This is a genomic window from Maricaulis sp. W15 (assembly GCF_001924955.1).
GTDB classification, from domain to species: domain Bacteria; phylum Pseudomonadota; class Alphaproteobacteria; order Caulobacterales; family Maricaulaceae; genus Maricaulis; species Maricaulis maris.
The window spans coordinates 139368-153718 of record NZ_LQXG01000016.1 but is presented as its reverse complement, the minus strand read 5'-3'; the positions used below and the strand labels follow the sequence as shown (position 1 = coordinate 153718).

Genomic DNA, 14351 nt, shown 5'->3' with positions numbered 1-14351 from the left:
TGTTCCGGACGACTATCCGGGATTATCCTCAAGGAAGTCTTGCAGGCGTTGCGCGAGGTCGCGCGGATCGATATTGGACGAGAAGACGTCGACAAATCTGCCGTCATTGTCCATCAGGTAGATGATCGAGCTGTGGTCCATCAGATAATCGCCGCTGCCATCATCCTCGGCGCGCTGATAGACAACACGATAGGCGCGGGCGACCGCGGCGATCTGGTCCTCATTACCGGTCAGGCCGACAAGCCCGTCCGGGAAGGCCGGTGAGCTGACATAGCTGGCCATTTGCTCATGGGTGTCACGCTCGGCATCGACCGTGATCAGGATCGGCTGGATGCGAGCGCGTTCATCGGCGTCGAGCTGGTCCATCGCCGCCGCCATCACCTGCAGCGAGAACGGGCAGATGTCCGGGCAATAGGTGTAGCCGAAATAGATCAGCATGGCCTTGCCGGCATAGCTATCCTGCGTCACCGTCGCGCCCGTGTGGTCGACCAGCTCAAACGGGCCGCCAACCAGCGCTTCACCGCTGGTGCGGACCTCGGCACGGCGCTCCTGACGTTCTCCGCCTTGTGACAGGAGAACGCTGAAGACAATGATCAGGACGATGGTCGGCGCTGCGATCAGCAGCCAGAGCATGGAACGCGGCATTCTCACTCCTTGGCGGGTTCGTCCGAGCTGTTCGGACGCCGACGAAGCATGTTACCCAGTATACGTCGGATTGCTGCGAGTGCGAAGGTAGGGGCAAGCCTGCCGCCTGTCCATCACCGGGCGCGGTCACGCCGCCGGGCGGCCTGATCCATGAGGGAGGCAGTTCATGAGTGAGAGTGACTGGGACCCGTATGGCGGCGATGCCCACCTGACACCGGTCTTTGGCCGTTTGCGGTTGCGCACCCTGGTGATGCTGCGCTGGCTGGCGGTTGGCGGTCAGTCAGTGACCATCCTTGTCGTGCATTTCCTCGCCGGTTTCGAATTGCCGATCGGCTTTTGCCTCGGGCTGATTGCACTCAGCGCCCTGGTCAATACCTGGCTCACCTTGGCCGTGCCGCCGCAGAAATTTGCCCGTGACTGGGAAGCCTTCGCCCAGCTGGGGTTTGACGTTCTGCAAATGAGCGCCCTGTTGATGCTGACTGGCGGGCTGCAAAATCCATTCATCGTGATGCTCGCCGCGCCGATCATCATCGCGGTTGCGGCATTGCCGCCGCGCTGGTCGGGCGGGATCGCCGGCATTGCCCTGGCGGGCACCGGCGCGATGTGGACGTGGAGCTTGCCGCTCCCCTGGTATGGCGGTGCAGCGCTCGACCTGCCCGGCATGTATGTGTTCGGTCTGTGGGCGGCGATCTTCATCTCCGTGGCTTTTACGGCGGTCTATTCCTGGCGGGTGAGCCATGAAGGCAAACGCATGGCGACGGCATTGGCGGCCACCCAGAGCGTGCTGTCGCGAGAACAGCGCCTGTCGGCCCTGGGCGCCCTGTCGGCGGCAGCGGCGCACGAACTCGGAACACCCCTGGCGACTATCCAATTGACCGCGAAAGAAATGCTGCGCGAGATCGAGGCCGGGACGTCGTTGAGCGATGATGCCGAATTGCTGGTGACCCAGGCCCGGCGCTGCCGCGACATACTGAAGCGGCTTGGCGAGGTGCAGGAGGCGTCCGATGTGCGCCATGACCGGATCGAATTTGTTGCTGCCCTGGAGGAGGCCAGCGTGCCGTTGCGCGGGTTGGGGCCGGTGGTTACGGTCGAGCTGTCGGGCGCGAGTGACGGGGAGGCCCCGGTTCTCCGGCGTATCCCGGAACTGCTCTACGGGATCGGCAATTTCATCGAGAACTCCGTCGATTTTGCCGTCTCGCGCGTTGTCGTGGAAGGGCGTTGGGACCGTACCAATATCTATGTGCGGGTGATCGATGACGGGCCGGGCTTTACCTCTGACATCCTGTCCAAGATCGGTGAGCCCTATGTCACGACCCGCTCGGGAACGCCGGGGCAGGGTGGTCTCGGGCTGGGTGTGTTCATTGCCAAGACGATGATCGAGAAAAGCGGCGGTGTGGTGCGTTTTGACAATGCGCCGGCGCCGGGTGGGGCCGTCGTCGCCATCCGTTGGCCGCGCAAACGGGTAGAGGCGCCGCCCGCACTGGGTTAGATATCAGACAAGACAAAGAATTCGCGAGGACCGACGCGTGAGCGAGATCGATTACGAACTTCCCGAGGACAAATCCCTACTCATCCTGGACGACGATGCGCCCTTCCGTACGCGGCTCGGCCGCGCGATGACGGGGCGCGGCTTTGTTGTGTCGGCGGTTGCCACGGTCGACGAAGCCAAGGAGGTCGCAAAATCTAATCCGCCGGCTTTCGCGGTCCTCGATCTGCGTCTGCAGGATGGTGACGGGCTGGATGTGGTCAAGGCGCTGCACGCCTCGCGGGCTGATTGCCGGGTCGTGATGCTGACCGGCTATGGCAATATCGCGACGGCTGTCGCCGCGGTCAAAGCCGGTGCCGTCGACTATCTCTCCAAACCCGCCGATGCCGACGACATCATCAAGGCCTTGTTGGCGCATCCGGAAGACAAGCCGGAACCGCCGGAAAACCCGATGTCCGCCGACCGTGTCCGCTGGGAGCATATCCAGCGGGTTTTCGAGTTGTGTGATCACAATGTCTCGGAAACCGCCCGCCGTCTGAACATGCACCGCCGCACCCTGCAGCGCATCCTGGCCAAGCGCGCCCCGCGTTAGCGGATTGTCGTGTACTCGGGCAGGGCGGGCGCGTGGCTGGGTATCAGCAGGTTTTGCATTCGCCCGGGGTCGACCTGCATATTTATTTGTTCGCCGATCACGACATAGGACATCGGATCCGAACCCTGCAGGTCATTTTCGACACGTGTGAACAGGTCCGGCAATATCTCCGGTTCCAGGATGCGAGTCCGGGCGGTCAGGACAACGCGATTTTCGGTGAAATCCCGGCTGTCGGTGAGCTCGAATGCGTCGTTTTCGACTGTCAGATCATTCATGTACTGGCGATAGCTCGGATCATCGGGAATCCAGTGCGAGGACCCTTCGGGCAGGTTCAGCGTGATGCGGTGCCGGAAGTCGTAAGGATAGGGTAGGGCGAGCGGGTTTTCGCGCGCTTCGAGCGGCGCGCCCAGGATCGCACGCGAGGCCCCGTGTGCGATAAAAATATAGCTCGGCATTTCCGAGTCCGGATGACTGAAGTCGAACAGGTCAAGTTGCATCTCTGCCGTGTAGATGAGGTGTCCGGTCTCCGGATCGTCGGCAAGTTCGGCTCCCCCGATCATGGTCAGGCCATCAGAGCGACTGGCGTAGAAGCGCTCATAATTTGCGAGCGCTGCATCCATGCCGTTCATGCGAATTTCCTGCCGAATGGCGTCAGCCATTTCGCCGCGATAGGTCCAGCGCGTCCGCAGCACCGCGCGATGATCATCCCGTTCGGCACTGGTGATGGAATACTGCTCATCAATGTCAGCCAATGGCATGCGGGATGGGCGAATGCTTATGCGTTCGAGCGCGCCTCGGCCCGCGTCAGCGACGAGCGCAAATCCCCAATCTTGCCGGGCCTGCTCCCGCAGGCCGCCTGATCGTTCAATGTCGGTCGGATCGACCAAATGGCGGCGATTGCCATGACTGACTTCGACGATGACATGATTGAAGGCGAACGGTGTCGGCGGAAGCTTGTCAATTCCACGACCCGTCTCTGTATGGACGAAGGCGGCCCGGGCTTCGATTCCCATCGCATCCAGGAGCGAAATCAAGAGCAATGCCTTGGCTTTGCAGTCCCCTTCGGAGAAGCGTAGCGTTTCCGCCGGGTGGACTGGACGATAGCCTCCCTCACCGAGGAGAATGGCAAAATAGCTGATCTCGTTTTGCACGTGCCGCAAGGCCGCGAGGATGCGCGCCTCATCGTCCTCGTGCTCCGCCTGGATTGTCTGCGCCAGCTCCGCGATCAACGGATCTTCCACAGGTCGATAGAAGCTCTCCCCCCAGCTGGCAACTTCGTGCCAGCTCTCGAACTGTGACGCGAGAAAGAGGGGTTGCGGAAAGCGCCAATGCGGAGTCAGAAACTCCGTCTCGGTTGCCGGCAGGACATCAGGCCCGAATTCCAGGACGGAATAATCGCCTTCCCGGATTTCCGTCATTTCCGGTGCGCCACCGAATGTCACGTGCTGCGGTGGATCGCCTCGCCAGGCGGAGCGCAAATGGACTTGCATGAATTGATCGACCGGAGGGCCGAGATTGATCACCTGGGAGTGACGAAAACCGGTCACGGTCGAATGATCAGTGATGGAGTATTCAACATCGAGCCGGTCGCCGGACCGGGTCCCCGGCACGCGGACCAGACCCGTCACACTGCCATTGAAGATACGCGTTTGGACCGCGCCATCCGGGCGCACGAATTCGACGCGGACCTCATGAGTGACATCCAGGGCTTCTTCGTCGCGAAGGAGCAAGACGCTGTGCAAGGCAACAGTTTGGGTCGTGGGGTCAAATGGAATGAAAACCTGCGACAGGCCGGTCGCACCCGCTTGCGTCGTCGCATCGAAAACCTGCCTGTAATAATGCGCCATCGAACGGGCGCGAGCCTGGGACTGATAATCAAACAATACCGGCCTCAGCCCGTTTTGAGCGGGCTTGTCGACCTCATCCGGCGATGGCACGTCCACAACCCGCACAAAATCAGGTCGGGGCTGGAATGTGATTTCCGGTTCGACCGACGGCGCGAAGCGGATGGGCTCGGTCAACGCCGGATTTGATTGTGCCGTTTCTGAAGGCCTGATTTGGCCGTACAGCCAAAGCGCACTGATCGATGAAACCAGAGCCAGGACGGCTCCGATGAAGACGCGTAACAACATCACACAACTCCCCCAAGTCGCCGTAACTCTAGGGGGTGATCTGCCGGATGTTCAAGCTGCAAGTTGCGCCGCGTTAGCGGGGCGCGCTGTCGCTGGGCGCGACGCGGGCATAGCCGTAAACCGGGCCGCCATTGGCGCCCTGAACGATGGCGACCGTGCCATAGCGGCGGAAGCTTTCACCGGTGAAACTGGCCGGCCCGCCGGACCAATTTCCCAGATATGTCAGGCTCTTGACCATGTTGTAGTGGAGCATGTTCAAGCCTTCGTTTTCGCCGGCCCCGACTTCGACCGTGGCCCAGCCCGGTGCATAGGCGATCAGCCAGACGTCGAGATCTTCTTCGGGTGCTGCGCCATCAAGGGTCACACGGAATGAGCCGAAAGGCCCGTCGGCGACGCTGATGACCGGGCTGTCAGGCATGGCGGACAATCGGGCGCTGACGGCTTCGGCAACGGCGTCCTGCTCCCAGCCTGGCGAGTCGGTGACGCCATCGACCACGAAATGCGGCGTATAGAGGCGCGGCACGTCGAGGCGCGGCAGATAGGTGCGTTGACGCTGGACATATTCCGGGCGGGCATAGGTGTCGGTCCAGCCATACATGTCCCAGTAGGACACCGCATAGGCGAGCACGAAAACATTGGCGCGCTGGTCGAGTTCCCCGAGATAGCGGTTGGCTTCCGGACACAGCCCGCAGCCCTGGCTGGTGAACAGCTCGACCAGGACCGGTCGTTCGTCAGCTGGCGCTTGGTCGTCTTGCGACCAGCCTGCAACCGGCAGGGCAAGCCAGCAAAGGAGGGGCAGGACGAGGGTGGGGAGCCATTTCATGGCATTTAGATAAGCATGCCCGCCCGCATCATCCAATCAAATGGCCGTGACGCGGGCGGGAGCATGATGACTGGTGCCTTACGACGCTGCGAGGTTGCGCAGCACGTAGTGCAGGATGCCGCCATGGCGGAAATATTCCAGCTCGTTCTCGGTATCGATCCGGGCGCGGGCCGGAGCGGTTTTCACCGTGCCGTCCGGGAAGGTGATCTCGACCGTCATCACGGCGCGCGGCTCAAGGCTTTCAATGCCCTTGATCGTAACCGTTTCGTCGCCGGTCATACCCAGGGCTTCCCAGCTGCCGCCATCCTCGAACTGCAGGGGCAGGACGCCCATGCCGATCAGGTTGGAGCGGTGGATGCGCTCGAAGCTCTCGGCGATCACGGCTTTGACGCCGAGAAGGCGGGTGCCTTTGGCCGCCCAGTCACGCGACGAGCCGGTACCGTATTCCTTGCCGCCAAACACGACCAGCGGTGTGCCGGCCGCCTGGTGCTCCATGCAGGCGTCAAAGATATCGACCTGCTTGCCGTCTTTGAGCGTGTAACCACCTTCGACACCGTCCAGCATCTTGTTCTTGATGCGGATATTGGCGAACGTGCCGCGCATCATCACTTCATGATTGCCGCGGCGCGAGCCGTAGGAGTTGAACTCCAGCACCGGCACCTGGCGTTCCTGCAGATAACGACCGGCCGGGCTGTCGGCCTTGATCGAACCAGCCGGCGAGATGTGGTCGGTCGTGATCGAGTCGCCGAACAGACCCATGATCTTGGCGTTGATGACATCGCCCGGGCTTTCCGGATCCATCGTCATGCCTTCGAAATAGGGCGGGTTTTGAACATAGGTCGAGGTGTGGTCCCAGGCATAGGTCAGGCCGCCGGAAACCTCGATACCGCCCCAGGCGTCATCGCCCTTGAATACGTCGGCATAGCGTTTGGCGAACATGTCCGGGGTGACCGAGGTGCGAACGACTTCGGCGATCTCGGCCGAGCTCGGCCAGATGTCCTTGAGATAGACGTCATTGCCGTCCTGGTCCTGGCCCAGCGGGTCGGTGACCAGATTGACCTTCATCGAGCCAGCCAGGGCGTAGGCGACGACCAGCGGCGGCGAGGCCAGATAGTTGGCACGCACGTCCGGCGAGATCCGGCCTTCGAAATTGCGGTTGCCCGACAGGACCGAGGTCGCAACGAGGTCGTTCTCATTGATCGTCTTGGAGATGGCCGGCGGCAGCGGGCCGGAATTACCGATACAGGTGGTGCAGCCATAGCCGACAAGATCGAAGCCGAGCGCGTCGAGATCATCATTCAGGCCGGCCCGCAGCAGATAGTCGGTCACAACCTGCGAACCCGGAGCCAGCGAGGTCTTCACCCAGGGCTTGGTTTTCAGACCCTTGGCCACGGCATTGCGGGCCAGAAGGCCGGCGCCGAGCATGACGGACGGGTTTGATGTGTTGGTACACGAGGTGATGGCCGCAATCGCGACATCGCCATTGGTGAACCGATAGTCTTCGCCCTCGACTGGAGCCGACTTGTCCAGCTCGTCGCCCTTGCCGTACTCGCTTTCCATGATGCGCGCGAAGCCGGCGGCAGCGTTGGACAGTTCAATCCAGTCTTGCGGGCGCTTCGGACCGGACACGGCCGGAACCACCGTCGACATGTCGAGATGCAGCGTGTCGGTGAAGACCGGGTCGGCATCGTATTCCGGACGGAACATGCCTTGGGCCTTGGAGTAGGCTTCCACGAGCGCGACGCGCTTGTCGTCGCGGCCGGTGGCGGTGAGATAGGCGAGGGTTTCGTTGTCGACCGGGAAAAAGCCGCAGGTGGCGCCGTATTCCGGCGCCATGTTGGCGATGGTGGCTTCGTCTTCCAGCGACAGGTGATCAAGGCCGGTGCCGTAGAATTCCACGAATTTGCCGACCACGCCTTTTTTGCGCAGCATTTCCACGACCTTCAGGACGAGGTCGGTCGCGGTCGCGCCTTCCGGCATCTTGCCGGTCAGCTCGAAGCCGATCACTTCGGGGATCAGCATGGAGACCGGCTGGCCGAGCATGGCTGCTTCCGCTTCGATGCCACCGACACCCCAACCCAGAACGGCGAGGCCGTTGATCATGGTGGTATGGCTGTCCGTGCCGACGCAGGTATCCGGATAGGCGATGGTCTCGCCGTTTTCTTCCTTGGTCCACACGGCCTGGGCCAGGTTTTCCAGATTGACCTGGTGGATGATGCCCGTGCCCGGCGGGACGACGCGGAAATTATCAAACGCCTTGGCGCCCCATTTCAGGAATTTGTAGCGCTCGCCATTACGCTCATATTCGCGCTCGACATTTTTCGCGAAGCTGTTGGCTTGGCCGAAATTGTCGACCATGACCGAGTGGTCGATGACCAGGTCGACCGGGACTTGCGGGTTGATACGGTCCGGGTCGGCGCCAAGCTTGGTGGCGGCATCGCGCATGGCAGCAAGGTCGACGACGGCCGGCACGCCAGTGAAGTCCTGCATGACCACGCGGGCCGGACGGTAGGCAATCTCATGGGTCGACTTGCGGGTCGTCAGCCATTCAGCCATCGCCTCGATATCGGCCTTGGTGACAGTCTTGCCGTCTTCAAAGCGCAGCAGGTTTTCCAGGAGCACTTTCAGCGAGCCCGGCAGGCGGGAAACCCCGGCCAAGCCATTCGCCTCGGCGACCTTCAGGTCATAATAGGCATAGGTCTCACCGGCGGCGGTGAGGGTGCGTTTACAGGAAAAACTGTCGAGAGAGGCCATATGCGTCGTCCTCATGGGGTCAGGGGTAAAATACCCGGTGGGGAGGTGGGCCGCAGTTTACGGCCACATGTTTTGGCGGGTTTTAGCCGGACATTCGGTTTGCTGCAATGCGGCGTTCCGTGCGTTGACGGATGGGGCGCTGTCAGGCGACATGCAAAGCCATGCAGACCGAGACCCTGAATTTCCCTGACATGCCCGCGCTGCGCCCGGAAACGCTTCGTATTTCCGGTCTGTCCCTGGCGCGGGGCGAGGTCATGCTGGTGCGCGATTTCGACCTTGAGCTTGCGCCCGGCGAGGCTGTGTTGATGAGTGGCCCCAATGGTACCGGCAAGACGACATTGCTGCGCGCCATCGCCGGTTTTATCCGGCCCGAGGCCGGCACGATTGATATCGGTAGTCATGCACCGGCCGTCGCCGCCGCCGAGGCACTGGCCTGGCTGGGCCATGCCGACGGGCTGAAACCGGGCGAGACGCCGCGCCAGGCGCTGCGTTTTTGGGCCGACATGGTCGGGCAATCGCGCAAGGCGATCCTCCCTGTCATGCGCGCTATGGCAATTGAGAACCTGATCGATCGCCCCGCCGGACGCTTGTCGCGCGGTCAACAACGGCGCACGGCTCTGGTCCGGGTGGCGCTGATGAACCGGCCCATATGGCTGCTCGACGAGCCGGCGGGCCCGCTTGATGGCGGTGGACGGGCGCGACTGGCCGAACTGGTCGCCTGGCACCGGTCGCGCGGCGGCAGTGTTATTGCCGCGACCCATCAGACACTCGATTGGCCCGACGCCAAGCGGATCGATCTGGGAGCGCACCGATGAGTGCCCTGGGAGCTGTCTTTGTGCGGGAAGCGCGCCTGGCCTGGGCCGGCGGTGGCGGTGCTGCCGGTCCGGCAGCCTTCTTCCTTGCCGCGATCACACTGGCCCCCTTGGCCATCGGCCCCGCACCGGACCTTCTGGCGGCGATCGGTCCGGGCATTATGGGCTTTGCGGCCCTGCTCTCGGTCCTGCAATCCGCCGACCGTCTGTTCGGCGATGATCATGGCGATGGTACCGCCGAGCTCTATCTGCTCAGCGGCGTGACCCCGTCCTGGCTGGTCCTGGCCAAGGTGATGGGGCAGGCCGCCGCGACCTTGTGGCCCCTGCCGGTCATCGGTCTTGTCGGTGCCTTGATGTACGGGGTTCCTGTTGCCCCTGCCGCTGTGGGTGCACTGGCCTTGCTCGCCGCTATCCCGGCGCTGTCGCTGATCGCGGGCTTCGCCGGGGCCCTGGCCGCCGGGATCCGCCGCAGCGGACTTCTGATTGCGCTGATCGCCACGCCGATGATGGTGCCGGTGCTGATTTTTGCCGCCGGAGCCGGGCGCGCCGCTTTCGAGGGCGATGAGCGAGCGTTGGCCAATCTGCTGCTGACCCTGGCTGTTTCGCTGGGGGCAACGGCACTGGCACCCTTCGGGATTGCGGCTGCATTGCGCAGTCGCTTGGCTTAGCTCTTGGGACGGCGTCGGCTTGGAGGAATGACTTTGAACGAACTTGCTGTTGTGTTGTTCGGTCTGGCTTTGATGGTTTCAGAACCAGCTGATTCAGACGCGGATAGTGAGCTCGAATTCACCCTGCATGAGCCCGGCTATGAGGCGACTGCGAATATTGATCCGCAGATCGCTCTTGACCGCGATGTTCTCGACGCCATGCAGCGTCGGGCGCGTGAGATCCTGTCGGCTGGGCGCGAAATCAATGAGGGCAATGTCGAGCGATATGATGTCGAATGGGCGTTGATCTCATCAACTCCAGAAGTCATGTCGGTTTTGCGGACCGAATTCCTCTATCAGGGGGGCGCGCACGGCGAAATGTGGCGTGCGGCCGAACTATGGAATCGTGGCACCGGTCGATTGATCGAGTTCGAAACCCTGTTTGCCCCTGAGAGTCTCGATCCGGCCATCGCCGCGATCAATGAGGCCATTGCGACCGATCTTGAACGCCAGAAAATGGTGCGTGGCCGGCATGGTGGTGTTGCTGACCGGATACGCACCGCTACCACATTCATGTCACCCCCAACCTTCGCGCCTTCAACAGAAATCGAGGTATTTGGGGGCCTCACTTTCTGGAGTGGTTCTTATGGTCTTGGGGGATACGCAGAAGGCCCCTATGCGCTCACGGTCCCGCAATCGGTCTTTCGCGAGTTTCTCGCTGAGCCGTTTCGCGCCTGGTTCGGTGGGGACCCTGTTGCCGCTTTGGGTCGCCAACATGCACTGATGTGCGGCACTGTGGCGCTTGTCGGGTGCGAGCAGACTGATTAAGCCGGTGCCATGCTGTCCTACTTCTCCAACCCCCAGCGTTTTGACCAGCTGGCTCGTATCCTGATCCCGATCTTCGGGGCGTTGGCGCTTGTCTTGTTCGGCGTTGGTGTCTGGCTGGCCTTCTTCAACTCGCCGCCGGACTATCAGCAGGGCGAGACCATCCGGATCATGTATGTGCATGTGCCGGCGGCTTATATGGCGATGGCACTTTATGCGGCGCTGGCGGTTGCCAGCTTTGTCTATTTCGTCTGGCGCCATGCGCTGGCCGACACGGCAGCTGAAGTGATTGCGCCGATCGGGGCCGCGTTCACCATTCTGGCGCTCTTTACCGGCTCGCTCTGGGGCAAGCCGATGTGGGGGACCTGGTGGGAGTGGGATGCGCGCATGACCTCGGTCCTCGTCCTGCTCCTGGTCTACCTCGGTTATATGGCTCTGCGGGCGGCGCTCGACGACGCCCAGCAGGCGGCCCGAACCGGCGCCATCCTCGCCATGGCGGGCATCCTCAATCTGGTGATCGTGAAGTTCTCTGTCGACTGGTGGTCGAGCCTGCACCAGCCGGCCTCGGTGATCCGGCTCGACGGGCCGACCATCCATTCCAGCCAGCTCTGGCCACTCGCCATCATGGCGCTGGCCTATACCTGTCTGGCCGGCTGGCTGATCCTCTACCGGCTGCGCAGTCAAACCCTGCGTCGGCGGGTCCGCGCCCTGCAACGTCGGAGGGACCATGTCGCCCGGCAGCGTGAGGAAGCTGTGTCATGAGTGAGTTTCTTGCCATGGGCGGTTATGCCGCCTTTGTCTGGCCGACCTGGGCGGTTTCGGCGCTGGTGATTGGCGCGCTGGTCGTCCATGCCCTGCTCGAACGCAAGGCTGCGCGCGACGCCTTGCGCCGGATCGAGGAAGACGAGGCATGATCCGGGGTGTCCGGATTGCGGCCTGGATCGCGGTTGTCGGTTTGGCCGGAACAATTGGCTGGCGCTATTTCCTCGTTGACCACGCGCCGCCGCCGACTCCCTTGCCAAATCTTGAAATGACCGAACTGGCTGGGCGCCAGGCTTTCGATCCGGCAGCGATTGATGGGCCTTGGCTGCTCAATGTCTGGGGGAGCTGGTGCGCCCCCTGTCATGCCGAACATCCTGTCCTGATGGCGCTACGCAGCGAGGGGATTGCGATCTACGGCCTAAACTGGCGCGACAGTGCGGACGATGCCAACCAATTCCTTGATGATCTCGGTGACCCGTTCCACGCAGTGATGCAGGACCGGGACAATCTGTCCGTCATCGCGCTGGGGGTCGTTGGCGCGCCGGAGACGCTGGTTATCCTGGACGGGCAAATCCTGGCGCGCTGGCCGGGTCCGCTGACAGCCGATGCGCTGCGCCAGACGATCTATCCGGCCATTGACCGGGCCTTGCGCGACTAGGCGGTTGCGGTGTCGGGGGCGTCGGCCCGGTGTTTCTTGGATTTCTTGCCCTTCTTTTCGGCCTTTTTCGCCTTGGCCTTGGCTTTTTCCTTGGCCTTCTTCTTGGCCTTCTTCTTCTTTTCCTTGGCAATCAGCTTGGCCTGCTTGGCTGCTTCCTCGCCCTTTTCAAGCGTTTCGGCGATCCGGCGCAGGGTCTCGATGAAACTGGCGCGTTTGTTCTTGGGCAAGGCTGACAGAATGGCCTTGTCGGCCTCCATGGCGCCCAGCGTTGCGGCCTCCAACAGGGCGCGGCCGCTTTCGGTCAGCTTGACGGCGTTGGCGCGGGCGTCGTCGGCCAGTTTTTCGCGCTCGAGCAGGCCGTTCTTGACCATGCGCGCGACCAGTTCGGCCAGGGTGGAGCGATCGATCCCGGTCGATTTGACCAGCTGGGTCTGGGTCAGGCCCTCTTCCTGCGCGGTGGCGTGCAGGACGGCGAATTGACGCTGTGTCAGCTTGGCCCCGGCCATCGCCTTGGTGAAGCGTTCCGCGGCAAATTGCTGGGACCGGTGGAGCAGGTGTCCCGGCGAGTCTGACAGGTCGAAGCCTTTGGTGTCGTGCTTGTCGTGCGCCATGCCTGCCCCCGGCTGTTCGGGAATTTATCCTAGGGCGGATTTATAACGCGAAAATGACAAATGTCCGAACACGGAGTGTCGGACTCAGGCGTCGTCGTTGCCGTCCACAGGACGCTGATATTTCATTAGCAATGGGAACTGCGCAGCCATGAAAATAACTGACAGGCCGATGACCCCCAGTTTTGCATTTGCCCAAAAATTTTCTGAGAGAATCAGCCCCGAAAACCAGCGCGCGCTCTCGGGGACGGTCGAATCGGTGATGTGACGCCACATCAATTCGTTCAGGAATGCGAGGAATTGGAACCACAAGCCCCAGCGGATCGCGTAGATGGTCCAGACATGATCTGGAAGTTGAAAAATGTGTTTGAAAAACAGCTTCCAGACATTCACGCCAAACGCCATGCTCGTGAAAATCATGAACGACAGAAACAGGTTGATGATGGTGGGCTTGGCGTAAATGAAAATCGGATCTTGCAGGACTATTCCGATCGCTCCGAGGCCCAGCACGATGATTGTGGTCATCACCAACATTGGTGGAATGCGCTTCTCAATCCGGATCGACATCACCAGGGCGATGGTCGCGGCGAGCATGTAGGCGCCGGTGCCGATATAGATGGCTTGGTCGGCGGCAAACATGCGCGCGACATTATAGACGACGATCCAGACCCCGATGGGGCCGGCTTCGATCAGGAGGCGCGAGCTCTGCTCGGACGTTTTCTGGGTCTGGGCCAAGGTCGGTACTCCGTTTGCGGTTTACATCACCTGAAGTAATACGAGCCCGGCAGCAAGACAGATTGCAAGCACGGTGCGCCGTGCACCGAAGGGTTCCTTCAGCACGACCGCCGCCAGGATGGCCCCGAGCACGATGGAAAGTTCGCGCAGCGCCGCCATCGGCGCGACCGGGGCGTTGGCATAGGCGTAAAGCGCCAGGCCGTAGGTGGCGAGATTGAAACCCATGCACATCAGGGCCGGTCTGGTCTCCTGCCGGGCGATTGCCAGGAAGCGACCGCCGCGCCGGAAGATTGCTGTCGGAAGGATGGTCAGGCCGGACAGGACGAAGAACCAGCCGAGATAGATGAAGAGCCGGCCCGAGGTGCGCACGCCGGCGGCATCGATCACGGTATAGCTGGCCGTCATGCTGGCAGCGGCAAGCGCCAGAAGGATGAGTTTCAGCTTGGGCCGGCCATTTTTCTCCGGCCAGGCAAAGCCGATCAGCGCCGCTGTTGCAACGCCGAGCCCCGCCATCTGGCCGAGCGAGACGGTCTCCCGCAGGAAAACGAAGGCGGCAATCGCGGCCAGAGCCGGCGCCGCGCCGCGCATGACCGGATAGGCGAGATTCATCTCGCCCTCGTTGAAGGCGGCGACCAGCAGCATGTTGAAAGCCCAGATCACGACCGCGCCGGCGAGCAGGAAACGCCAGACCTCCCAGGGCGGGATCGGTTGAAACAGGAGCCAGGGCAGAATGAGAACCGCAAGAAAACCTTGGGTCAGGCCGCGAAAGACCAGCCGGTCATTCGCCTGTTTGGTCAGCAGGGTCATGATCGCGTGTGCCAACGCCGAACCCAGCATCGCCAGGGTGGCAAGGGCGATCGGACTGTCCACGC

At 62.1% G+C, this 14351-nt stretch carries 15 protein-coding genes; 8 read left to right on the top strand and 7 right to left on the bottom strand.

The annotated features are described in order from the left end of the window. Positions 1 to 12: 12 nt before the first annotated feature. Complete coding sequence (locus AWH62_RS08730; protein WP_075190093.1) at positions 13 to 645, bottom strand: SCO family protein; 633 nt, start codon at positions 643 to 645, stop codon at positions 13 to 15. Between the two features lie 166 nt (positions 646 to 811). Between AWH62_RS08730 and AWH62_RS08725 the strand changes: the two genes are divergently transcribed. Beyond that, on the top strand, positions 812 to 2134 hold the full coding sequence (locus tag AWH62_RS08725) for an ActS/PrrB/RegB family redox-sensitive histidine kinase (protein WP_075190092.1): 1323 nt from the start codon (positions 812 to 814) through the stop codon (positions 2132 to 2134). Between the two features lie 37 nt (positions 2135 to 2171). Further along, positions 2172 to 2723 carry an ActR/PrrA/RegA family redox response regulator transcription factor gene (locus AWH62_RS08720; RefSeq protein ID WP_075190091.1) on the top strand — a complete coding sequence of 184 codons (552 nt, stop codon included), beginning with the start codon at positions 2172 to 2174 and terminating at the stop codon, positions 2721 to 2723. On the opposite strand, the gene AWH62_RS08715 is transcribed toward AWH62_RS08720, so the two are convergent. From AWH62_RS08715 to acnA, 3 genes are all read right to left on the bottom strand, one after another. After that, positions 2720 to 4744, bottom strand: a complete 2025-nt coding sequence (locus AWH62_RS08715; protein WP_158025596.1) for a DUF3857 domain-containing transglutaminase family protein — start codon at positions 4742 to 4744, stop codon at positions 2720 to 2722. The genes AWH62_RS08720 and AWH62_RS08715 overlap by 4 nt on opposite strands. Positions 4745 to 4928: 184 nt before the next feature. Continuing rightward, positions 4929 to 5678, bottom strand: coding sequence for a thioredoxin family protein (locus tag AWH62_RS08710; protein ID WP_075190089.1), 750 nt, complete (start codon positions 5676 to 5678; stop codon positions 4929 to 4931). A gap of 78 nt (positions 5679 to 5756) precedes the next feature. Further along, positions 5757 to 8432 carry an aconitate hydratase AcnA gene (acnA, locus tag AWH62_RS08705; protein WP_075190088.1) on the bottom strand — a complete coding sequence of 892 codons (2676 nt, stop codon included), beginning with the start codon at positions 8430 to 8432 and terminating at the stop codon, positions 5757 to 5759. Positions 8433 to 8593: 161 nt separating this feature from the next. On the opposite strand from acnA, the gene ccmA reads away from it, so the two are divergent. Genes ccmA through AWH62_RS08675 form a run of 6 tightly spaced genes read left to right on the top strand, consistent with a single transcriptional unit; the run spans position 8594 to position 12136 of the window. Continuing rightward, positions 8594 to 9247 carry a heme ABC exporter ATP-binding protein CcmA gene (gene ccmA / locus AWH62_RS08700; RefSeq protein ID WP_158025595.1) on the top strand — a complete coding sequence of 218 codons (654 nt, stop codon included), beginning with the start codon at positions 8594 to 8596 and terminating at the stop codon, positions 9245 to 9247. Beyond that, the gene (locus AWH62_RS08695) at positions 9244 to 9912 is read left to right on the top strand and encodes a heme exporter protein CcmB (protein WP_075190087.1); all 669 of its coding nucleotides are present in this window, start codon (positions 9244 to 9246) and stop codon (positions 9910 to 9912) included. The genes ccmA and AWH62_RS08695 overlap by 4 nt, the downstream gene beginning before the upstream one ends. A 3-nt stretch (positions 9913 to 9915) precedes the next feature. Continuing rightward, positions 9916 to 10719, top strand: coding sequence for a hypothetical protein (locus AWH62_RS08690; protein WP_143742989.1), 804 nt, complete (start codon positions 9916 to 9918; stop codon positions 10717 to 10719). Between the two features lie 9 nt (positions 10720 to 10728). Then, complete coding sequence (gene ccmC, locus AWH62_RS08685; RefSeq protein ID WP_075190085.1) at positions 10729 to 11478, top strand: heme ABC transporter permease CcmC; 750 nt, start codon at positions 10729 to 10731, stop codon at positions 11476 to 11478. Further along, positions 11475 to 11630, top strand: coding sequence for a heme exporter protein CcmD (ccmD, locus tag AWH62_RS08680; RefSeq protein ID WP_075190084.1), 156 nt, complete (start codon positions 11475 to 11477; stop codon positions 11628 to 11630). Before ccmC ends, ccmD begins: the two co-directional genes overlap by 4 nt. After that, positions 11627 to 12136: a hypothetical protein gene (locus tag AWH62_RS08675; RefSeq protein WP_075190083.1), complete on the top strand. Its 510-nt coding sequence runs from the start codon at positions 11627 to 11629 to the stop codon at positions 12134 to 12136. Before ccmD ends, AWH62_RS08675 begins: the two co-directional genes overlap by 4 nt. Here AWH62_RS08675 and AWH62_RS08670 read toward each other — a convergent pair. The 3 genes from AWH62_RS08670 to AWH62_RS08660 all read right to left on the bottom strand — a co-directional run bounded on the left by AWH62_RS08670 (position 12133) and on the right by AWH62_RS08660 (position 14349). Continuing rightward, complete coding sequence (locus AWH62_RS08670; protein ID WP_075190082.1) at positions 12133 to 12747, bottom strand: MarR family winged helix-turn-helix transcriptional regulator; 615 nt, start codon at positions 12745 to 12747, stop codon at positions 12133 to 12135. The two genes, AWH62_RS08675 and AWH62_RS08670, sit on opposite strands and share 4 nt — an antisense overlap. An 84-nt stretch (positions 12748 to 12831) precedes the next feature. Continuing rightward, positions 12832 to 13479 carry an inner membrane-spanning protein YciB gene (locus AWH62_RS08665; RefSeq protein ID WP_075190081.1) on the bottom strand — a complete coding sequence of 216 codons (648 nt, stop codon included), beginning with the start codon at positions 13477 to 13479 and terminating at the stop codon, positions 12832 to 12834. Between the two features lie 21 nt (positions 13480 to 13500). Beyond that, complete coding sequence (locus AWH62_RS08660) at positions 13501 to 14349, bottom strand: DMT family transporter (RefSeq protein ID WP_075190080.1); 849 nt, start codon at positions 14347 to 14349, stop codon at positions 13501 to 13503. Between the last annotated feature and the right edge of the window lie 2 nt (positions 14350 to 14351).

Coding starts and splice junctions, on each gene's coding strand:
- AWH62_RS08675 (WP_075190083.1), top strand. CDS start 11,627: ATGATCCGGGGTGTCCGGATTGCGGCCTGGATCGCGGTTGTCGGTTTG.
- ccmD (WP_075190084.1), top strand. CDS start 11,475: ATGAGTGAGTTTCTTGCCATGGGCGGTTATGCCGCCTTTGTCTGGCCG.
- ccmA (WP_158025595.1), top strand. CDS start 8,594: ATGCAGACCGAGACCCTGAATTTCCCTGACATGCCCGCGCTGCGCCCG.
- AWH62_RS08710 (WP_075190089.1), bottom strand. CDS start 5,678: ATGAAATGGCTCCCCACCCTCGTCCTGCCCCTCCTTTGCTGGCTTGCC.
- acnA (WP_075190088.1), bottom strand. CDS start 8,432: ATGGCCTCTCTCGACAGTTTTTCCTGTAAACGCACCCTCACCGCCGCC.
- AWH62_RS08725 (WP_075190092.1), top strand. CDS start 812: ATGAGTGAGAGTGACTGGGACCCGTATGGCGGCGATGCCCACCTGACA.
- AWH62_RS08730 (WP_075190093.1), bottom strand. CDS start 645: ATGCCGCGTTCCATGCTCTGGCTGCTGATCGCAGCGCCGACCATCGTC.
- AWH62_RS08670 (WP_075190082.1), bottom strand. CDS start 12,747: ATGGCGCACGACAAGCACGACACCAAAGGCTTCGACCTGTCAGACTCG.
- AWH62_RS08695 (WP_075190087.1), top strand. CDS start 9,244: ATGAGTGCCCTGGGAGCTGTCTTTGTGCGGGAAGCGCGCCTGGCCTGG.
- ccmC (WP_075190085.1), top strand. CDS start 10,729: ATGCTGTCCTACTTCTCCAACCCCCAGCGTTTTGACCAGCTGGCTCGT.